Origin of the sequence: Acinetobacter sp. NIPH 2100 (assembly GCF_000369805.1) — a bacterium.
Taxonomy (GTDB): domain Bacteria; phylum Pseudomonadota; class Gammaproteobacteria; order Pseudomonadales; family Moraxellaceae; genus Acinetobacter.
Genome location: NZ_KB850224.1, coordinates 3,909,012 through 3,929,510, shown reverse-complemented (window position 1 = coordinate 3,929,510; position 20,499 = coordinate 3,909,012). Strand labels below are relative to the sequence as shown.

The following is a 20,499-nucleotide window of genomic DNA, read 5'->3' as shown; positions in this document are numbered from 1 at the left end:
AAGATCATTAAGAGAATAGAAGAACAACTTGTGTGGATTTTTACTGGTTGATCAATCGAAAATATTTCATTGATTGAATGGTAGAAATTTCTCGAAGTTTATTTGAGCGAATTTTTAGTCAGAAAATTGATGAGCCAAGATTTGTAGCCATAAGCTACTAATGATTTTAAACTGAAGAGTTTGATCATGGCTCAGATTGAACGCTGGCGGCAGGCTTAACACATGCAAGTCGAGCGGAGTGATGGTGCTTGCACTATCACTTAGCGGCGGACGGGGGAGTAATGCTTAGGAATCTGCCATTTAGTGGGGGACAACATTCCGAAAGGAATGCTAATACCGCATACGTCCTACGGGAGAAAGCAGGGGATCTTCGGACCTTGCGCTAAATGATGAGCCTAAGTCGGATTAGCTAGTTGGTGGGGTAAAGGCCTACCAAGGCGACGATCTGTAGCGGGTCTGAGAGGATGATCCGCCACACTGGGACTGAGACACGGCCCAGACTCCTACGGGAGGCAGCAGTGGGGAATATTGGACAATGGGCGGAAGCCTGATCCAGCCATGCCGCGTGTGTGAAGAAGGCCTTTTGGTTGTAAAGCACTTTAAGCGAGGAGGAGGCTACCTAGATTAATACTCTAGGATAGTGGACGTTACTCGCAGAATAAGCACCGGCTAACTCTGTGCCAGCAGCCGCGGTAATACAGAGGGTGCGAGCGTTAATCGGATTTACTGGGCGTAAAGCGTGCGTAGGCGGCTGATTAAGTCGGATGTGAAATCCCTGAGCTTAACTTAGGAATTGCATTCGATACTGGTCAGCTAGAGTATGGGAGAGGATGGTAGAATTCCAGGTGTAGCGGTGAAATGCGTAGAGATCTGGAGGAATACCGATGGCGAAGGCAGCCATCTGGCCTAATACTGACGCTGAGGTACGAAAGCATGGGGAGCAAACAGGATTAGATACCCTGGTAGTCCATGCCGTAAACGATGTCTACTAGCCGTTGGGGCCTTTGAGGCTTTAGTGGCGCAGCTAACGCGATAAGTAGACCGCCTGGGGAGTACGGTCGCAAGACTAAAACTCAAATGAATTGACGGGGGCCCGCACAAGCGGTGGAGCATGTGGTTTAATTCGATGCAACGCGAAGAACCTTACCTGGCCTTGACATACTAGAAACTTTCCAGAGATGGATTGGTGCCTTCGGGAATCTAGATACAGGTGCTGCATGGCTGTCGTCAGATCGTGTCGTGAGATGTTGGGTTAAGTCCCGCAACGAGCGCAACCCTTTTCCTTATTTGCCAGCGAGTAATGTCGGGAACTTTAAGGATACTGCCAGTGACAAACTGGAGGAAGGCGGGGACGACGTCAAGTCATCATGGCCCTTACGGCCAGGGCTACACACGTGCTACAATGGTCGGTACAAAGGGTTGCTACCTAGCGATAGGATGCTAATCTCAAAAAGCCGATCGTAGTCCGGATTGGAGTCTGCAACTCGACTCCATGAAGTCGGAATCGCTAGTAATCGCGGATCAGAATGCCGCGGTGAATACGTTCCCGGGCCTTGTACACACCGCCCGTCACACCATGGGAGTTTGTTGCACCAGAAGTAGGTAGTCTAACCGCAAGGAGGACGCTTACCACGGTGTGGCCGATGACTGGGGTGAAGTCGTAACAAGGTAGCCGTAGGGGAACCTGCGGCTGGATCACCTCCTTAACGAAAGATTGGTGACCGGTAAGAATCCACAACAAGTTGTTCTTCGAAGATGTATCTGAGGGTCTGTAGCTCAGTTGGTTAGAGCACACGCTTGATAAGCGTGGGGTCACAAGTTCAAGTCTTGTCAGACCCACCAAATCTGATTGCAGTAGCTTAGATTGAAAGATATATCGTTCATTAAATGATAAGCTGGGGACTTAGCTTAGTTGGTAGAGCGCCTGCTTTGCACGCAGGAGGTCAGGAGTTCGACTCTCCTAGTCTCCACCACACATTACGAAGTAATGTAAGAAACTAAAGTTAAATTCCAAAGATAGCTTATAGAATTTAGTAAACAAGAAGATCGCATGGTCTTGGTTTATTAAGTTCTGTGATTTATCACAGTTTACTACGCACCGACGAGGTGGTAGTTAATCATTAACAGATTAGAAAATTGAGTCTGAAATAAATTGTTCAAACTCGATTAGATATAAGCTTAACAAGTAATTGTTAAGAACATATTTAATCTGAGAACTAGCAAATTAACTGAATCAAGCGTTTTGGTATATGAATTAGATTGAAGCTGTACGGTGATTAAATTCACAGGACAACAGATAGTAGCAATTAAGTTTGCAACGATAACACTCACTTGTATGTGTTAACGACTGTTTGGGGTTGTATAGTCAAGTAATTAAGTGCATGTGGTGGATGCCTTGGCAGTCAGAGGCGATGAAAGACGTAATAGCCTGCGATAAGCTCCGGGGAGGCGGCAAATATCCTTTGATCCGGAGATTTCTGAATGGGGGAACCCACCCGCTATAAGGCGGGTATCATAAGCTGAATACATAGGCTTATGAAGCGAACGAGGGGAAGTGAAACATCTCAGTACCCTTAGGAAAAGAAATCAATTGAGATTCCCTTAGTAGCGGCGAGCGAACGGGGAGCAGCCCATTAAGTTGTGTGTGTTCTAGTGGAACGCTCTGGGAAGTGCGAACGTAGAGGGTGATATTCCCGTACACGAAAGGGCACACACAATGATGACGAGTAGGGCGAGGCACGTGAAACCTTGTCTGAATATGGGGGGACCATCCTCCAAGGCTAAATACTCCTGACTGACCGATAGTGAACCAGTACCGTGAGGGAAAGGCGAAAAGAACCCCTGTGAGGGGAGTGAAATAGATCCTGAAACCGCATGCATACAAGCAGTGGGAGCCGACTTGTTCGGTGACTGCGTACCTTTTGTATAATGGGTCAGCGACTTATATTCAGTAGCGAGGTTAACCGAATAGGGGAGCCGTAGAGAAATCGAGTCTTAATAGGGCGTTTAGTTGCTGGGTATAGACCCGAAACCAGGCGATCTATCCATGAGCAGGTTGAAGGTTGGGTAACACTAACTGGAGGACCGAACCCACTGTCGTTGAAAAGCCAGGGGATGACTTGTGGATAGGGGTGAAAGGCTAATCAAGCCTGGTGATAGCTGGTTCTCCCCGAAAGCTATTTAGGTAGCGCCTCGGACGAATACCATTGGGGGTAGAGCACTGTTTCGGCTAGGGGGTCATCCCGACTTACCAAACCGATGCAAACTCCGAATACCAATGAGTACTATCCGGGAGACAGACTGCGGGTGCTAACGTCCGTAGTCAAGAGGAAAACAATCCAGACCGCCAGCTAAGGCCCCAAAATCATAGTTAAGTGGGAAACGATGTGGGAAGGCATAGACAGCTAGGAGGTTGGCTTAGAAGCAGCCACCCTTTAAAGAAAGCGTAATAGCTCACTAGTCGAGTCGGCCTGCGCGGAAGATGTAACGGGGCTAAAACTATGTGCCGAAGCTGCGGATTTACGCATTAGCGTAAGTGGTAGGGGAGCGTTCTGTAAGCCGATGAAGGTGTATTGAGAAGTATGCTGGAGGTATCAGAAGTGCGAATGCTGACGTGAGTAACGACAAAACGGGTGAAAAACCCGTTCGCTGAAAGACCAAGGGTTCCAGTCCAACGTTAATCGGGGCTGGGTGAGTCGACCCCTAAGGCGAGGCCGAGAGGCGTAGTCGATGGGAAATTGGTTAATATTCCAATACTTCTGTGTAATGCGATGAGAGGACGGAGAAGGTTAAGTCAGCCTGGCGTTGGTTGTCCAGGTGGAAGGCAGTAGGCATGCATCTTAGGCAAATCCGGGGTGCTCTATGCTGAGAGCTGATAGCAAGCTGTACTTGTACAGTGAAGTGGCTGATACCATGCTTCCAGGAAAAGTCTCTAAGCTTCAGTTACACAGGAATCGTACCCGAAACCGACACAGGTGGTCAGGTCGAGTAGACCAAAGCGCTTGAGAGAACTCTGCTGAAGGAACTAGGCAAAATGGTACCGTAACTTCGGGAGAAGGTACGCTGCTGACGGTGATGGGACTTGCTCCCTGAGCTATTGGCAGCCACAGAAACCAGGCCGCTGCAACTGTTTATTAAAAACATAGCACTCTGCAAACACGAAAGTGGACGTATAGGGTGTGATGCCTGCCCGGTGCTGGAAGGTTAATTGATGGGGTTAGCGTAAGCGAAGCTCTTGATCGAAGCCCCAGTAAACGGCGGCCGTAACTATAACGGTCCTAAGGTAGCGAAATTCCTTGTCGGGTAAGTTCCGACCTGCACGAATGGCATAATGATGGCGGCGCTGTCTCCAGCAGAGGCTCAGTGAAATCGAATTCGCCGTGAAGATGCGGTGTACCCGCGGCTAGACGGAAAGACCCCGTGAACCTTTACTGCAGCTTGACATTGAACTTTGACCTTACTTGTGTAGGATAGGTGGGAGGCTTTGAAGTTGGAACGCTAGTTCCAATGGAGCCGTCCTTGAAATACCACCCTGGTAATGTTGAGGTTCTAACTCTGCCCCGTAATCCGGGGCGAGGACCATGTCTGGTGGGTAGTTTGACTGGGGCGGTCTCCTCCTAAAGAGTAACGGAGGAGTACGAAGGTGCGCTCAGCGTGGTCGGAAATCACGCGTAGAGTATAAAGGCAAAAGCGCGCTTAACTGCGAGACCCACAAGTCGAGCAGGTACGAAAGTAGGTCTTAGTGATCCGGTGGTTCTGTATGGAAGGGCCATCGCTCAACGGATAAAAGGTACTCTGGGGATAACAGGCTGATACCGCCCAAGAGTTCATATCGACGGCGGTGTTTGGCACCTCGATGTCGGCTCATCTCATCCTGGGGCTGAAGCAGGTCCCAAGGGTATGGCTGTTCGCCATTTAAAGAGGTACGCGAGCTGGGTTTAGAACGTCGTGAGACAGTTCGGTCCCTATCTACCGTGGGCGCTGGAAATTTGAGAGGATCTGCTCCTAGTACGAGAGGACCAGAGTGGACGAACCTCTGGTGTACCGGTTGTGACGCCAGTCGCATCGCCGGGTAGCTATGTTCGGAAGGGATAACCGCTGAAAGCATCTAAGCGGGAAGCCTACCTCAAGATAAGATTTCCCTAGGAATTTATTCCTCTAAAGAGCCGTTCGAGACTAGGACGTTGATAGGTTGGGTGTGGAAGCACGGTGACGTGTGAAGCTGACCAATACTAATTGCTCGTGAGGCTTGACTATACAACACCCAAGCAGTTGTATGTAAAGCTGATAATCGATTCATAAAAGATCAGTTGAACCTGATCTTGAACAAAGAACTTGATTTAGTGATTGCTAAGCAATAAACTTCGACTCAATAATCTAATCCGTTAATAACTCTTTGGATCGTAAGTAAGGCATGTGGTGAATACACTACAAATAAGACCCGAAAGCACCACAACAGTTTGCTGGCGACAATAGCAAGAGTGAACCACCTGATCCCTTCCCGAACTCAGAAGTGAAACCTCTTAGCGCTGATGGTAGTGTGGCACTTGCCATGTGAGAGTAAGTCATCGCCAGCTTTTAAATACTAACACCCCCTCCGCTAACGCAGAGGGGGTGTTTTTTATTGCATAGATGAAAAGAAAATATAAGTCAATATTTAAAGAGTCGTACTATTTTTATCCTAATTAGATGCTAAACAAGAAATGCTATTAGGACTGATATGATTCTCTATGAACTTTTATCTGCTATTGGAATTGTCTATTTAGGTTTTTTAATATGGAAATGGTTAAAAAAATCTAAGCAACAATATCAAGCACCTATAGTTATTCGCGAATGGATATTGGATGATCCTGAAGGTGAGCTATATGTAGCTTCTATTACCTCAGATCAAAAGGTCTGGTCTGCTTGTGGGCGATATGCAATGTCTTCCGGTTCAACGAGCACAACTTGGTCTGGCTTTTTAGCAGGGGATTTAAATGAGCTGGTGCGAACAACGATGGGGCAGAAAGTATTGGATGAAATGATCGAATGCCTAAAGCAGCAAAATAATAAAAATAAATAGGATATATAGTCAGCCTACATCTCGCTTAAATTATTATGTAAATGACATTTGATTTGGTAGAAGAAAGTGAATAGTGATCTGAAATTTGGGGAAGATTTAGCCAATAAAGTCGTACAGTATCTAATGAAGCAGACTCAGATTAGTAATTATCATAAGGAATATTGTGGAACAGGATTTTACTTTGATGGACAGAATATTTTTTATACTCACTTCTTTGATGGTTATCCAGACTTAGAGCATTACCAAAATAGCGAAAATAGGTATAGTGGAATTATTAGAACATTCCATGAAATGATGGAGTTTCAGGATTGGCTAGCTAATCAATCAGACAGAAAGCTTTCTGGTGAAGAATCTCAAGATGACTTTTATAGTTATAACCAACGTATTACAAAGTTGAGGCTTGAGAAATTAATTCTAGAATCTTAAAAATTGGATAAGTAAGTTATGAAACTCAACTCTTTCTCTCCGCTCCCTGAAGATGATGACGAACTACATCTACCTGAGCTGGTGTATTGGGCATCCCTTGGCGATGTGGAACAAGTAGAACAACTATTGGCAGAGGGTATTGATCCGAACCAGACCGATGAGGAAGGCTATAGTGCTCTACAGGCTGCTGCTGAGAATGATCATTTAGCGGTAGTGCAGCTGTTAGTGAGTAAAGGTGTGAATGTGGCTTATAAGAGCGAATATACGGCCCTACAGCTTGCTGAAATGGCAGAGCATGACGAAGTAGTTGCGTATCTTAAAAGTCTTTAAATCACGCATAAGAATGATAGATAAAAAGAAGCCCCATCATCCTGACGGGGCTTCTTCATATTCAGTTTATGTCGTTGATATCCTATTAACGACCACGTCCTGTGTGTTTTATTATTCTCAATGAGACTTCCTGTCTCTCTATGATTTGTATGATAGGTGAAAACTTTGTATTGGGATATTCGTCAATCACTGCGATCTTTGTAGGTTTTGGCGTACATCAATAGAGCGTGGGGACCGATTAGCTATAAAAAAACGGAATCTATTGATTCCGTTTCTGTTTAATTCGAGTCTTAGAAATGAATATCTAAACCGATATAAGGGCCTTTAAAGTTAAATTTAAGATCATTTTTTTCGTAATCATCTAATTTGATATCTAAGATGCGGTAGCCTGCTTTTAAGCCGACATCGACCAAAAGATTATCAATAAAGTTGTATTGTAATTCGGCTTGGGCATCGGTGATTTTGGCATCATTAAAGTTGCTATATAACAATTCTGCTTTAGCACTTAGGCCAGTGAATGGTAGTTTCACCCCAGCAGAACCGTAGATCACAGGGACTGTTTTATCGATGTCGGTTTTGCTTAGGCCCAGTGTTTTTACATCACCATTGAGGTTGGTTGCCCCTAGACCGACATCTGCATTTACGATGGTATCCAAGATTTCATAATACAAAATGAAGTCGGTATGGTCGATGTTGAGGTCATACACAGGCTGACCCGCAACTTCATTTTCCGTTTGCGATTTTAAATTCACATAGCGAATTTTTGCATTTGGAATCAGTGGAATTGGGTGTTCAAATGCCAGCGAAACTTGTGCAGAACCTTTACGATCCAGATCTTGATCTGGCGCTGATGTTTGCGCAGCCATATTGGCTTCACCATTGTAATTCCAATAGCTGAGATCACCTTTTACACCAATCAAATCCGCTTGTGCTACGCCACAAAAGCTTGTCCCTAAAGCAAGCATTGATATTTTTAATATTTTCATTGCATTGTCCTAATAAATATCGAAAACCGTAATGAATTGTTGTGAATTCATCAGTGAATGGGCGAATCATATAGTGATCTTTGGAAATATGCAGTAGTCTAATTTTAAATTTTTATAAAGGAATCGATAATAATGACAGATACACCAAGCGTGCTGGATTATCCGCTGTATGTGGCAGGAAAGGCTGTTACCACAGGGCAATGGTTAGAAGTGCATGATAAGTATCGAAATACAGTCTACGCACGGGTGGCATTGGCTGATGCTAAAGTACTTGAAAAAGCAATTTCTGCCTCGGTAAAAGCAGAAGCGGAAATGGCAGCACTCAAGCCTTTTCAAAAACAGCAAATCTTGCTGCATTGTGTAAAACGATTTAATGAATTACGTGAGCAACTCACTGAAATTCTGATTGCCGAAGGGGGCAAGCCTCGTGGTGCAGCGAGTGCCGAAGTAGAACGCTTAATTAATACCTTTCAATTGGCTGCCGATGCGGTGACACAGCTCGATGACGGTCGCATGCTGCCTTTAGCTGTCACGCCTGCTGCCGCACGGTTCCGTGGCATGGTCAAACAGGTGCCAATTGGTGCGATTTCTTTAATCAGCCCGTTTAATTTCCCCTTAAATCTGGTGGCACATAAGATTGCCCCTGCGATTGCAGCAGGTTGTCCATTTGTGCTGAAACCTGCAAGTTTGACCCCGATCAGTGCATTAATGATTGCCAAGGTTTTGGCGGAAACAGAGTTACCTAAAGGTTCATGGTCAGTATTGCCGTGTGATCGCCAAGCAGCAGATATTCTGGTGACGGATGATCGCTTTAAATTATTGAGCTTTACTGGTTCTGATCAGGTCGGTTGGGACATGAAAGCACGTGCGGGTCGCAAGAAAGTGACTTTGGAACTTGGTGGCAATGCCGCAGTGTTGATTGATGCGGATACCGTAATTGATGATGCTTTAATTGATCGTTTAATTGCTGCGGCTTATGGTCATGCGGGGCAAGTATGTATCAGTGTGCAGCGGATTTTAGCGCATGCCGATATCTATGCTGATCTGAAAAAGAAACTCATCGCAAAATTGAAAAAAATCAAGGCAGATGACCCAAGCTTAAGCAGCACTGTGGTTGGGCCGATGATTAAGGAAGCTGAAGCTGTTCGCCTGAAAAAATGGGTGGATAAAGCTGAGAAGAAAGGAGCAAAAGTACTGATAGGAGGAAGTTTACAAGGTGTCCTATTTGAGCCAACTTTACTGGAGAATGTAGATGCCAAACTGGAAGTGTATAAGGACGAAGCTTTTGGTCCCGTTGCAATTTTAGAAAAGTTTAAAGCGTTCGAGGAGGGCATTGCCACCATTAACCAAAGCCGTTTTGGTTTGCAGGCAGGTGTGTATACGCAAAATCTCAATAAAATGCTGTATGCATGGGATCATTTACATGTTGGCGGCGTGATTATTAACGATGTCCCGACGTTCCGTGTCGATAATATGCCCTATGGCGGTGTGAAGGATTCAGGTCTAGGCCGAGAAGGGATTCATTCTGCGATTCGGGATATGCAAGAGGAAAGATTATTAGCCATCAAACAATAAAAAAGATTGTGGCCCAAGCGAAGTTTCAGCTTCGCTTGATTGTTTTATGTACTTGATTTTTATAAGTTGACTGCAAGGTCAAAATTACAGTCTGTTGAAAAATAATCAGTTGTTCAAAAAAGATGACTTTTTCTTTCAGAATTTACAGTAAAAATGAATAAAAACAGGTATTGTTCGGCTATTAAAAGCAGAAAAACAAAGCCCAATCTTTAAGGAAGATGGTTTGGTTTTTGCTTTGTTTGTTCATGCAAACGGAGGCCCACAAGGTTGAACTTTCATGCAAACAAAACAAGATTTTTTATGGCACTTTTCATGTCTGTTGGATAATAAAAACCTAACGCAGCATGGAATGCCAGCAATACATACTTAGGTGTTTTATGGCAGATTCTCGTGAAAACTGGACATCACGATCTGGTTTTATTATTGCAGCTGTTGGTTCAGCTGTAGGTTTAGGTAACATTTGGCGTTTCCCTTATGTTGCTTATGAAAATGGCGGTGGGGCATTTCTTATCCCTTATTTACTGGCATTGATTACTGCTGGTTTACCTCTTTTATTTTTAGATTATGCAACAGGACATCGTGCGCGTAATTCACCCCCAAAGGCATATCGTGCGCTATTTAAAGGCGGTGAGACCCTCGGTTGGTGGCAAGTCTGTGTCTGTATCATCATCGGCTTGTACTATGCGAGCGTACTGACTTGGGCGGGTAGCTATGTCTATTTCTCAATTGGTCAGGCCTGGGGCAGTGACCCAGAAAGCTTCTTCTTCAATACGTATTTGCAAACCTCGAAAGCGACTGGCTTCGATCTACAGTTTGTGAGTCACTTGTTCTGGCCAATCGTTGGGATTTGGGCACTGACGCTAATCATTTTGTATGGCGGTGTTAAGAAGGGCGTTGAATTATCAAATAAGATTTTCATGCCGTTGTTATTTGTCTTGTTTACGGTTCTTGTGATCCAGTCATTACGTTTACCTGGTGCGGTAGAAGGCTTAAATGCATTCTTTACTCCAAACTGGTCAGCGATGATGAACTATAAAGTTTGGTTAGCTGCTTATGGTCATACTTTCTTCTCGTTGTCTGTAGGCTTCGGGATCATGGTGACTTATGCCTCTTACTTAAAACCTAAAACTAACTTAACGGGTTCGGGCTTGATCGTTGGTTTTGCCAACGCGTCAACTGAGATTTTGGCAGGTATTGGTATTTTTGCTGCGTTGGGCTTTATGGCACATGCGGCAGGTAAAGAAGTACACGAAGTTGTGAGTGGTGGTATTGGTTTAGCATTCATCGCATTCCCTAAAATCATTTCAAGTTTAGGTGCGGGTGCCGATTTATTTGGTTTCTTATTCTTCTCTTCGTTGTTTGTTGCGGGTATCTCTTCCATGGTCAGTATCTTGGAAGTGCCGATTGCTGCAATGCAGGACAAGTTGAAATGGGGTCGTACCAAAGCTGTAACGATTATTGGTGGTGGTAGTGCGCTTGTTTCAGTGATCTTATTCTCAAGTGTGAATGCGATTAAACTGGTAGATATCGTCGATCACTTCATCAATAACATCGGTATTATTGGTGGTGCACTGATCTCGATTATTAGTATTGCTTGGTTTAAACGTTCTGCCTTGCGTGAACTGCGTGATCACGTCAACCGTATTTCGACCATTCAATTGGGCAAAGGGTGGGATTTCACTTTAACGGTGATCACCTCGTTGATCTTGTTAACCACCTTAAGCATGACCGTATTTAACTTGGTGAAAAACGGTTACGATAGTTATAGCATGAGCTTACAAGGCATCTTTGGATGGGGCAGCGTGATTTTCTGTGCAGTCGTTGCAATTGTACTCAGCCGAATCAAAGATCGCTAGGAGAACAAATATGAATACTTCAGCAATCGTAATGATGGTGATTTCAATGGTGTTTTTATGGGGCGGATTAGCATTGTCTATTCTGCACTTATCCAAACATCCAGAAGAACTCGATGATGTTCTGGAAGAAGTCAAAGATCAGCATACGCTCTAAATTGAATGAATAAAAAAGCAGGCTTCAAAGCCTGCTTTTTTATTTTGATTAAGCCAATTTTTTAATTCGGCAATAATAGAAACCATCACCAGATTGCGCAGAAGGTAATAATTGACGACCATAAGTCTGTTCAATACCCCAATCTGCATTGATTTTGATTTCTTCGGCATCGGCATGTTCCGCAAAGAATGCCGCCATTTGCTGCTCATTTTCAGCTTTGAGAATCGAGCAGGTGATATACAGTAAAGTGCCACCTACTTTAAGTTGTTGCCACATCTGCTGCAAAATCTGTTGCTGTAAGGCCACAGTCTGCGCGATATCGGTTGATTGTCTGAGCAGGCGAATATCAGGATGACGACGAATCACGCCTGTCGCGGAACAAGGCGCATCCAGTACGATACAATCGACAAGTTCCTGTGCCTGCCAAGTGGTGGCATCTGCGGTAATAATCTCAACATTAGGTTGATCTAGGGCAAGACGTTCTAAATTTTCAGAAACACGTAGTAAACGTTTTGCATCATGATCGAGTGCAATCAGTTTTTTCGGGTTAAAGCGCTCAAGAATGTGTGCAGTTTTACCACCCGGTGCAGCACATGCATCGACAACCACTTGGTCATCTAAGTTGGGTAACAGCATCGCGCACAGTTGTGCATGTTCATCCTGAACAGAAAAGCCACCTTCTTCGAAACCTGGTAAATGGGTAATATTGCCCGTTTGCTCCAAAACAATACCAACATCTGAAAGCAGGCAAGGACGAGCATCAATTTGCTCTTCGTCCAAAATCTCTAAATATTCGTTACGGCTGACTTGGCGTTCATTAACGCGCAGGGTCAGTGGCGCGACTTGTTTTAAGGCTTGGCATAGAGACTCTGCTTGCTCAGGCCAATCTTTTTTGAGGCGTTTGAATAACCAACTTGGTAAACCATGCGTATTATTCAACGCTGTTTCAAATTCAGCTGTTTCACGTGAAACACGACGCAGAATCGCATTGACCAAACCACTCATTGGCTCGAAACCGAGTTGCTTAGCAGCATTTACCGTTTCTGAAATTGCAGCATGTACAGGAATACGCGTACATAAAATTTGATATAAACCAAGATATAAACAACTTTCGAGTGCTTCATTGTCTAATGGTTTTGTGAGCAATGGTAGGGTAATTGCTTTTAACGAATACCATTGGCGTAAACAGCCTAAAGTAAGTTCATGATATAAACTACGGTCACGTTCAGAAACGATATTGATATGTTGATTCAAAACGGAAGTCAAAGATTGCCCATTTTGAACAGCCAAAAGTGTTTTGACCACTTGGGCACGAAGATTCAAATTTTTTGCAGATGATTGATTCGATTGGCTCATGGGAGAATTTGTCCAATATGTAATTTCTGGGTTTGGGCAATTTGTACTGGATTGAGGGCTTTAGCGCCTGGCCATTGCAAGCTGGTTAAGCACACTGCGGTATTGTCGCCACAGGCAACGTGAACGCCTTGTTTATCAATGGCAAGGATCTCACCCGCTTGTGCATCGGTTTTACTATGCTGTGAAAGTGCAGAACCCCATACACGTAAGGCATTATTTTCATCCAGCTGGATAAACGCCACGGGCCAAGGATTAAAAGCACGAATATTACGATCAATTTGAATCGCATCCATACTCCAATCAATCCGTGCTTCTGCTTTCACCAATTTGTGTGCATAGACGGAGAGTGCTTCATCTTGCACTTCACGTTTCTCGATGAAGCTTTGCAAGCTTTGTTCGGATTCAAGCACAGCACAAATCGCTTCTGCACCTTGAGCAGCCAATTTGTCATGCAAGCTGGCAGAGGTATCTTCCGCAGTAATTGGGCAATAAGTTTTATACATCATATCGCCAGTATCTAAACCTGCAGCCATTTGCATGATGGTAATGCCAGTTTCTGCATCACCTGTGGCAATCGCACGTTGAATTGGGGCAGCACCACGCCAGCGTGGTAGCAATGAACCATGAATATTTAAACAACCGTATTTCGGTGTATCTAAAACAGCTTGCGGTAAAATCAAGCCATAAGCTGCGACCACCATCACATCTGCGCCTAGTGTGGCAAGTTCTTGTCGCGCTGCCAAGCCGTCTTCCGTAGATGCTTTAAAATTCAAAGGTTGATAAACAGGTAAACCGTGTTCGAGTGCTAATTGTTTAACAGGAGATGGCGTTAATTTTTGCCCACGCCCTGATTTACGGTCAGGTTGGGTATAAACCGCAATGATCTGGTGGGATGTTTTTAATAATGCCGCCAATGCGGTTGCCGCAAATTCAGGCGTACCAGCAAAAATGATTTTCACAAATGGAATCCAAATAAAACTTATCTCAAATTATAAGCGAAAAAGCGACGAGCCCCTAATTCAGGGCATGAATTGCTTTTGAGCAAAAAAAGATAGGCCTGTTGGTCATCTGTTAAACGATAACTTGTAGTATGATGCAAAGAGCTCAGTATCATTTCGCCAGAGAGAAAGTCCTATTTTTCTCGAGCACACACTTGTTGGGAATACAAAATGCCTGATTATCGTTCGAAAACATCAACACATGGAAGAAATATGGCTGGCGCACGCGGTTTATGGCGTGCGACTGGTATGAAAGATGAAGATTTTGGCAAGCCAATTATTGCGGTGGTCAACTCATTTACCCAATTTGTTCCAGGTCACGTGCATCTTAAAGATTTAGGTCAACTTGTTGCGAGAGAAATTGAAGCTTCTGGTGGTGTCGCGAAAGAATTTAATACCATTGCCGTAGATGACGGCATTGCCATGGGTCATGACGGGATGCTGTATTCACTGCCATCACGTGATTTGATTGCCGATTCTGTAGAATACATGGTCAATGCACACTGTGCCGATGCGATGGTGTGTATCTCGAACTGTGACAAGATCACTCCGGGAATGTTGATGGCAGCGATGCGCCTGAACATCCCTGTGGTGTTCGTGTCTGGCGGTCCGATGGAAGCAGGTAAAGTCAAATTCCGTGGTGATGAAAAGGCGATTGACCTTGTTGATGCCATGGTGGTTGCAGCAGATGAAAGCTATACCGATGAAGAAGTTGCTGCATTTGAACGTTCAGCATGTCCAACCTGTGGTTCATGTTCAGGGATGTTCACGGCAAACTCAATGAACTGTTTAACTGAAGCCTTAGGTTTATCTTTACCGGGTAATGGTTCAATCGTTGCGACGCATGCCAATCGTGAAAAACTGTTCCTAAGAGCAGGTCGTTTGGTTGTGGAATTGGCGAAACGCTATTATGAACAAAATGATGACAGCATCTTGCCACGTTCAATCGCAACCAAAGACGCGTTTGAAAATGCCATGACGCTTGATATTGCAATGGGTGGCTCTACCAATACGGTGTTGCATTTACTCGCAGCTGCACATGAAGCAGAAGTTGATTTCACCATGGATGATATCGACCGTTTGTCTCGCCAAGTGCCTGTATTGTCAAAAGTTGCACCAGCAAAACAAGACGTGCACATGGAAGATGTACACCGTGCAGGTGGCATCATGGCAATCTTGGGTGAACTTGATCGTGCACATCTATTAAAGACCTCATGCCCGACAGTACATGAACCAACCCTAAAAGATGCATTAGACAAGTGGGATATTATCCGTACTGAAGATGCGGATGTTTATGAATTCTATCGTTCATCGCCGGGTGGCATTCCAACGCAAGTGGCGTTCTCGCAAAACCGTTATTATTCAACTTTAGACGGTGACCGTGAAAATGGTGTGATTCGCAATGCTGAACATGCTTTCTCTAAAGACGGTGGTTTGGCCGTTCTCTACGGTAACATCGCATTAGATGGCTGTATCGTAAAAACAGCGGGTGTGGATGAGTCAATTCTTAAATTTACGGGTACAGCACGCGTTTTTGAAAGCCAAGATGCTGCGGTAGAAGCGATTTTGGATCATAAAATCGTTGCAGGTGACATCGTGGTGATTCGCTACGAAGGACCACGCGGTGGACCAGGGATGCAGGAAATGTTGTATCCAACCAGTTACCTCAAATCAAAAGGTTTAGGTAAAGACTGTGCCTTGATTACCGATGGTCGCTTCTCGGGCGGTTCATCAGGTTTGTCGATCGGTCACGTGTCACCAGAAGCAGCAGAAGGTGGTGCGATTGGCTTGGTGGAAGATGGCGATACCATTGAAATTGATATTCCGAATCGTACTATTCACCTTGATATCGATGATGCAACGATGGCTCATCGCCGTACCGTTCAGGACGCAAAAGGCTGGCATCCTGCCGAAGAGCGTAAACGTAAAGTGTCTAAGTCATTGAAGATTTACGCAATGCATTCGACCAGTGCAGCCAAAGGCGCAGTACGAGTTTTGTAATCCCATTTAGTCCCTCTTTCAATTAAGGGGGACTTTTTTCTCATTTTATAAGATACTGAATACACTTATTGGCTCACTTGTTAGAGCACAAGTTTGAAAAAACTTTTCCATTTATAAATTTATGACCATTAGAGGCTATCGACATGTCTTTGTTACGTCGTTGGTTTGACCCCATTCGATCGAGTTGGTTCTATCAGAAACCTTCGCGTCAGGCGGTGTTACCCACGGAACAGGGTTTGAGTATTTACCTGCGTCTGGACGATGTTTATAGCTATCTTGCGGTACAACAACTGGATCAGCTCAATGAAATTTTGAGTGATGAGTTGAAACCTTTAAAAGTGATTATTTCCAGGCAAGATGCTGAACCTCCGAACGAGATGTCCAAGCAGGATTGGCAAAGCTATTGTCTAAATGATGCCAAAATTCTGGCCAAACAACACCGTTTTGGCTTCGATGACACCCCAGAAATCCCCAGCGCAGAAGCATTACAACAAGCTGAAACCATTCTTCGAAATACCCCGTTACGTGAACAAAACTTCTTACATTTGCTTGAAGATGTGTTCCATATGCTATGGCAGCAACAATATGGCAAATTGCGTACCTTATACGCAATGGCAAGCCAGCATCAAAGCCCTCAAGATTATCCTGAACGTATTTTTAAAGATGTGCCTGTTGCGGCCAGTTATTTTGAATTTGGTGAGCGTAAATACCAAGCGGTCGATGATCTATTGCGTCTGACTCGCCGTTTGAAACAACAAAAATTACTGACCGGAAATCCAATTTTCCTGATCAATCATATCGAATGGCGTGAGCATTTGATTAACGATGGTGAAGCTTTGGCAGAAGTTCAAGCTTTGCATCCTGAATTGGATCTGTATATTGCGCTTGAAGACCCGATGAGTTGGTTATTATTGGCCTATATCAAAGAAGAGTTGGCCAATTATTATAATATCCAGTTGAAGGTCTATCCCCTGAGCTATCATGGACGCGACTGGTTTGACTGGAGTCTTGCGACTCGTGTCTCCAAGCGTACCCAAGTGGCATTTACCCCATTCTGTCGTCCAACCAAAGAAGCAACCTATGAAATGGCGCGACTGTTTTATAGTGTGCCAGAAGAACAGCAAGTGGATTGTATCCATCAGATTTTTGAAGGGGTGTGGACGCGGGGCAAAGACTTGTCATTTAAAGCACATTTCCAACGCATGCAAAAACGCTTAGAGATTGAAAGCATCACCGAACAAGATGTTGAAGCTTTGCTAAAACAGAATGATGAATTGTGTCAGCAAAAGCATCAGCCAGATTTTCCGGTACTAGAATTACGCATCGACGGGCAGAGCTATGTGTTTAATAGCCTGTATCGAGTCTGGATGATTGAAAGCATTATTAGTAATGTTTTGGAAGATAAATATAAAACAGCCTCAAGCTCTGCCTGAGGCCTACTCCTAAAAATAAGAATAGGGCAAGCGTCCATTTTTTTCGTAGCATAACTCCGACGTAACATCGGAGATTCGGCGTGACTTTTTTAGCAATCATTGTGATGGTATTTGTCTTTGCGGGCATGATTAAAGGCATGATCGGCTTGGGTTTACCTGCGGTCTCGATGGGACTGCTCACGATTGCCATGAGTCCGTTTCAGGCAGCATCGCTACTTATTGTTCCTTCGATGATTACCAATATTTGGCAGTTGTTTGCAGAAGGTCGGGTGTGGTTATTTATTCGCCGCTTCTGGACTTTACTGGTTGGAATCGTAGTAGGGTCGATCTGGAGTTTCTTACCGACCTTAAGCCAGAGTCATGGCAAGACCAGTGAAATATTATTAGGCAGCATGTTGGTGCTCTATGGCCTGTATGGTCTATGTGTCAAAAATCTACCTCATTTGGCAGCGCATGAACGTTGGTTATCCCCTTTGGTGGGTTATATCGGTGGTGCGGTGACTGTCGCAACAGGTGTGGTCATTATTCCAGTCGTACCTTATTTGCAGTCTTTGCATCTGAAACGTGATGAGCTGGTTCAGGCTTTAGGATTGACCTTTACCGTGTCCACCATTTGCTTGGCCGTATTTTTACACCATAACCCGATGCAGGGGATCACATTGGATTATCGTCTATCGGTTGTGGCTTTGGTGGCAGCTTTGGTTGGGATGTGGTTGGGTAAAAAAATTCGCTATCAACTGAATGAACAACGTTTCCGCCGTTTATTTTTTATCGGCTTGGTGGCGTTAGGTGGATATATGCTGTCACATTAATCTTGCTATGAACTAAGGACGATGCTGTAACAGAAACTCAGAAAATTGCTGATAATTTTCGGGCAGTTGACTGAAATCTTGTGTTGCCAACAGCAGCTTGCGATTGGCCCATGCACCTAATAATTGAACCATGTGGAAATGATAGTCGGGTTGTAAACGTTGTGCAGCACGGGCAGGCATAATGGCGATACCAACGCCTTTGGCGACTACCTCTGCAATCGCAGCAAAATTAGGTAAGCGCAAACGGTATTGGATATTAAAGCCGAGCAATTTGGCTTGGGTTTCAATCGATTGTTGCAAAGAATGATGTGGCATCAGCCCAATAAAGCCATAACTCAGTGCCTCGACCAGATTCAACGACCTATGCTGAGCTAAGGCATGGACCGCAGGGCAGATCAACACCAGAGGATCGCTGGCAAATTCCTGTGTCTGTAAATGTTGAGTATCAAAAAAACTGGACACCAAGCCGAGTTTGGCAATGCCTTTGCTCAGTGCCGCGACGATTTCAGAACTTTCTGCTTCATGCAGATCGATATTCATTTCTGCATGGCGCATTAGAAATTGTGGTAACAGCGGTGGCAGATATTCACTTTGTGCAGAAGAGTTACACCACAGGGTTAATGATTCGGGCGGTTGTTGCCGAAAGCGTTGCATCTCGTGTTCAAGTTGATTTTTTTGTCCAATCAAACGGTGTGCATGTTCAGCCAAAGCATGTCCTGCCGTCGTGAGTTCAACCCCAGAGGTCTGTCGAATAAATAAGGCGGTATCGAAGTAATGTTCGAGTTTTTTAATCCGTTCACTGGCCGCTTGCAGCGAAATTGCAGAACGTTCAGCCCCTTTGGTGAGACTGCCAGTGCTGACGATATGCAGAAATAATTGTAAATCAAAAAAATCAAAACGCATGATGGCAACGTATTGAAATATAAAAAGCCATCATACTAAAAAGGCGCTAAATAAAGATAGGGCATTATTGTGGTGCAAAAAAAGGCAGCCTCAGCTGCCTTCAATCTTTTAATTTTTATCTTTTAAACTAAACAACAAGTTGAGGAAAATCGCAGCAAAGGTGGCGGTACCAATACCACCTAAATTGAAGCTACCAAACAGTAATTCAAAGTTACCTGCCCCTAAAATAATGGTGACAGAGGCGATGATGAGATTTTTATTATTTGAGAAATCGACTTTATTTTCGATCCAGATTTTCGCACCTGCAATGGTAATTAAACCAAATACCACGATCGAAGCACCCGTGAGGACTGCTGTTGGGATGGTGCTAATCACTGCGCCAAATTTAGGAGACAGACCCAAGAAAATCGCAAAGACACCAGCGATCACAAACACAATTGTGGAATAAACACGGGTCACTGCCATCACACCAATGTTTTCACCATAGGTGGTCATGCCAGGCGCGCCAACACTACCCGATAGCGTTGTGGCCAAACCATCGGCAACAAAAGCTTTGCCCAATTGTGGCGTAAGATTTTCACCAGTCATTGCACCCACTGCTTTGATATGACCAAGATTCTCTGCCACTAAAATCAGTGCGACTGGCGCAATGATCAGAATCGCATTTAAATCAAAAGTTGGATGTGAAAAGCTTGGAATACCGAACCATGGCGCTGCTGCGATTTGGGAGAAATCGATCGGTTTGCCATAGCCTAAAACATTGGTTGCAATGGCATAAATCGCATAGGCGATCAGCAGGCCCACCAGTAGCAATAACCGCTGTAATAGGCCTTTGGTAAACACTGCAATGATTCCCATACTGAGTACAGTAATGAGTGCCATCCACATTTCAAAAGGCTGTCCTGCAACGCCTTTGATGGTGACAGGTGCAAGGTTAAGCCCAATGATCATTACGATCGCGCCAGTCACCACCGGTGGCATCAGTTTTTCGATCCAACGTGTACCAGTGAGCATGACCGCAAAACCGATCAAAGCATAAAAAATACCGCAGGCCACGATACCGCCTAAGGCTACAGAAAGATTTGGGTTGGCACCTGATCCCGTGATATGGCCTGTCGCTGCAGCAACCACACCGATAAATGCAAAACTTGAGCCTAGGTAACTCGGTACACGTCCACCCGTGATCAGGAAGAAAATGATGGTACAGATCCCTGACATTAAGATGGCAAGGTTCGGACTAAAGCCCATCAATAATGGCGCAAGAACCGTTGCACCAAACATTGCAAATGCGTGTTGAACCCCGAGTACCGCACTTTGTAAGGGCGGTAAATATTCATTTGTCGCAACAGGGCGATGATCGATCTTCCCCTGATACGGCTGCCATTTTGGAAACCAACTTGACATAAATTAGACTCATTATGTGATATCAGCGCGTATGATACCCTGTCTTAAAACGAGCTTTCACCTATAAGCCATTGAGAATATTGCCAGAACAAGCATGGCGAGTTTGTATTTTTACCTTTTGGTAAAATTTGTTTTAAAATAAGCTAGCGGTTTTATTATTTATTTTCGTGCTGATGGTTTGAAAAGTTAACTCTCTTATTTTCA

Annotated in this window: 14 protein-coding genes, 2 tRNA genes and 3 rRNA genes; 14 read left to right on the top strand and 5 right to left on the bottom strand. The window is 44.5% G+C overall.

Annotated elements, in window-relative coordinates:
• Window positions 1-168: 168 nt before the first annotated feature.
• From F887_RS00005 to F887_RS00040, 8 genes are all read left to right on the top strand, one after another.
• Window positions 169-1,706: ribosomal RNA gene (locus tag F887_RS00005) — 16S ribosomal RNA — on the top strand.
• A gap of 59 nt (window positions 1,707-1,765) precedes the next feature.
• A tRNA-Ile gene (locus F887_RS00010) sits at window positions 1,766-1,842 on the top strand.
• Between the two features lie 55 nt (window positions 1,843-1,897).
• Window positions 1,898-1,973 (top strand) — tRNA-Ala (locus F887_RS00015).
• Window positions 1,974-2,363: 390 nt separating this feature from the next.
• Window positions 2,364-5,256: ribosomal RNA gene (locus F887_RS00020) — 23S ribosomal RNA — on the top strand.
• Window positions 5,257-5,461: 205 nt separating this feature from the next.
• A 5S ribosomal RNA gene (gene rrf, locus F887_RS00025) occupies window positions 5,462-5,576 on the top strand.
• The 16S, 23S and 5S rRNA genes sit together here with 2 tRNA genes alongside, the layout of an rRNA operon.
• 143 nt (window positions 5,577-5,719) lie before the next feature.
• Complete coding sequence (locus F887_RS00030) at window positions 5,720-6,061, top strand: hypothetical protein (protein ID WP_005297780.1); 342 nt, start codon at window positions 5,720-5,722, stop codon at window positions 6,059-6,061.
• 66 nt (window positions 6,062-6,127) lie between these two features.
• On the top strand, window positions 6,128-6,487 hold the full coding sequence (locus F887_RS00035; protein WP_005297778.1) for a hypothetical protein: 360 nt from the start codon (window positions 6,128-6,130) through the stop codon (window positions 6,485-6,487).
• An 18-nt stretch (window positions 6,488-6,505) separates the two neighbouring features.
• Window positions 6,506-6,817 carry an ankyrin repeat domain-containing protein gene (locus F887_RS00040; protein ID WP_005297776.1) on the top strand — a complete coding sequence of 104 codons (312 nt, stop codon included), beginning with the start codon at window positions 6,506-6,508 and terminating at the stop codon, window positions 6,815-6,817.
• Window positions 6,818-7,107: 290 nt separating this feature from the next.
• Here the strand turns inward: F887_RS00040 and F887_RS00045 are convergent, their stop codons facing one another.
• Entirely contained in the window at window positions 7,108-7,803 is a 696-nt protein-coding gene (locus F887_RS00045) for a TIGR04219 family outer membrane beta-barrel protein (RefSeq protein WP_005297773.1), read from the bottom strand.
• 132 nt (window positions 7,804-7,935) lie between these two features.
• Here F887_RS00045 and F887_RS00050 point away from each other — a divergent pair, with 132 nt between their 5' ends.
• From F887_RS00050 to F887_RS18430, 3 genes are all read left to right on the top strand, one after another.
• Window positions 7,936-9,378, top strand: a complete 1,443-nt coding sequence (locus tag F887_RS00050; protein ID WP_005297771.1) for an aldehyde dehydrogenase family protein — start codon at window positions 7,936-7,938, stop codon at window positions 9,376-9,378.
• A gap of 377 nt (window positions 9,379-9,755) precedes the next feature.
• Entirely contained in the window at window positions 9,756-11,234 is a 1,479-nt protein-coding gene (locus F887_RS00055) for a sodium-dependent transporter (protein WP_005297769.1), read from the top strand.
• A 10-nt stretch (window positions 11,235-11,244) separates the two neighbouring features.
• Entirely contained in the window at window positions 11,245-11,388 is a 144-nt protein-coding gene (locus F887_RS18430; protein WP_003654330.1) for a methionine/alanine import family NSS transporter small subunit, read from the top strand.
• Window positions 11,389-11,436: 48 nt separating this feature from the next.
• On the opposite strand, the gene rsmB is transcribed toward F887_RS18430, so the two are convergent.
• Together rsmB and fmt are read right to left on the bottom strand one after the other, a co-directional pair.
• Window positions 11,437-12,744, bottom strand: coding sequence for a 16S rRNA (cytosine(967)-C(5))-methyltransferase RsmB (gene rsmB / locus F887_RS00060; RefSeq protein ID WP_005297767.1), 1,308 nt, complete (start codon window positions 12,742-12,744; stop codon window positions 11,437-11,439).
• Window positions 12,741-13,703 (bottom strand): methionyl-tRNA formyltransferase, encoded by a 963-nt coding sequence (gene fmt, locus F887_RS00065; protein WP_005297765.1) that lies wholly within the window; start codon window positions 13,701-13,703, stop codon window positions 12,741-12,743. Before fmt ends, rsmB begins: the two co-directional genes overlap by 4 nt.
• 210 nt (window positions 13,704-13,913) lie before the next feature.
• On the opposite strand from fmt, the gene ilvD reads away from it, so the two are divergent.
• The 3 genes from ilvD (at window position 13,914) to F887_RS00080 (ending at window position 17,988) form a co-directional block, all read left to right on the top strand.
• Window positions 13,914-15,743 (top strand): dihydroxy-acid dehydratase, encoded by a 1,830-nt coding sequence (gene ilvD / locus F887_RS00070; protein WP_032863035.1) that lies wholly within the window; start codon window positions 13,914-13,916, stop codon window positions 15,741-15,743.
• A 143-nt stretch (window positions 15,744-15,886) separates the two neighbouring features.
• Window positions 15,887-17,176 (top strand): hypothetical protein, encoded by a 1,290-nt coding sequence (locus F887_RS00075; RefSeq protein ID WP_005297761.1) that lies wholly within the window; start codon window positions 15,887-15,889, stop codon window positions 17,174-17,176.
• Window positions 17,177-17,256: 80 nt separating this feature from the next.
• Window positions 17,257-17,988 carry a sulfite exporter TauE/SafE family protein gene (locus tag F887_RS00080; RefSeq protein WP_005297760.1) on the top strand — a complete coding sequence of 244 codons (732 nt, stop codon included), beginning with the start codon at window positions 17,257-17,259 and terminating at the stop codon, window positions 17,986-17,988.
• Window positions 17,989-18,000: 12 nt separating this feature from the next.
• On the opposite strand, the gene F887_RS00085 is transcribed toward F887_RS00080, so the two are convergent.
• Together F887_RS00085 and F887_RS00090 are read right to left on the bottom strand one after the other, a co-directional pair.
• Window positions 18,001-18,891: a LysR family transcriptional regulator gene (locus F887_RS00085; RefSeq protein WP_005297746.1), complete on the bottom strand. Its 891-nt coding sequence runs from the start codon at window positions 18,889-18,891 to the stop codon at window positions 18,001-18,003.
• A 108-nt stretch (window positions 18,892-18,999) separates the two neighbouring features.
• Window positions 19,000-20,295 (bottom strand): solute carrier family 23 protein, encoded by a 1,296-nt coding sequence (locus tag F887_RS00090; RefSeq protein WP_004656921.1) that lies wholly within the window; start codon window positions 20,293-20,295, stop codon window positions 19,000-19,002.
• Window positions 20,296-20,499 lie beyond the last annotated feature (204 nt).

Excerpts from the sequence above, each read along its gene's own strand:
- F887_RS00030 (WP_005297780.1), top strand. The coding sequence starts at position 5,720 with ATGATTCTCTATGAACTTTTATCTGCTATTGGAATTGTCTATTTAGGT.
- F887_RS00040 (WP_005297776.1), top strand. The coding sequence starts at position 6,506 with ATGAAACTCAACTCTTTCTCTCCGCTCCCTGAAGATGATGACGAACTA.
- F887_RS00045 (WP_005297773.1), bottom strand. The coding sequence starts at position 7,803 with ATGAAAATATTAAAAATATCAATGCTTGCTTTAGGGACAAGCTTTTGT.
- F887_RS00050 (WP_005297771.1), top strand. The coding sequence starts at position 7,936 with ATGACAGATACACCAAGCGTGCTGGATTATCCGCTGTATGTGGCAGGA.
- F887_RS00055 (WP_005297769.1), top strand. The coding sequence starts at position 9,756 with ATGGCAGATTCTCGTGAAAACTGGACATCACGATCTGGTTTTATTATT.
- F887_RS18430 (WP_003654330.1), top strand. The coding sequence starts at position 11,245 with ATGAATACTTCAGCAATCGTAATGATGGTGATTTCAATGGTGTTTTTA.
- rsmB (WP_005297767.1), bottom strand. The coding sequence starts at position 12,744 with ATGAGCCAATCGAATCAATCATCTGCAAAAAATTTGAATCTTCGTGCC.
- ilvD (WP_032863035.1), top strand. The coding sequence starts at position 13,914 with ATGCCTGATTATCGTTCGAAAACATCAACACATGGAAGAAATATGGCT.
- F887_RS00075 (WP_005297761.1), top strand. The coding sequence starts at position 15,887 with ATGTCTTTGTTACGTCGTTGGTTTGACCCCATTCGATCGAGTTGGTTC.
- F887_RS00085 (WP_005297746.1), bottom strand. The coding sequence starts at position 18,891 with ATGCGTTTTGATTTTTTTGATTTACAATTATTTCTGCATATCGTCAGC.
- F887_RS00090 (WP_004656921.1), bottom strand. The coding sequence starts at position 20,295 with ATGTCAAGTTGGTTTCCAAAATGGCAGCCGTATCAGGGGAAGATCGAT.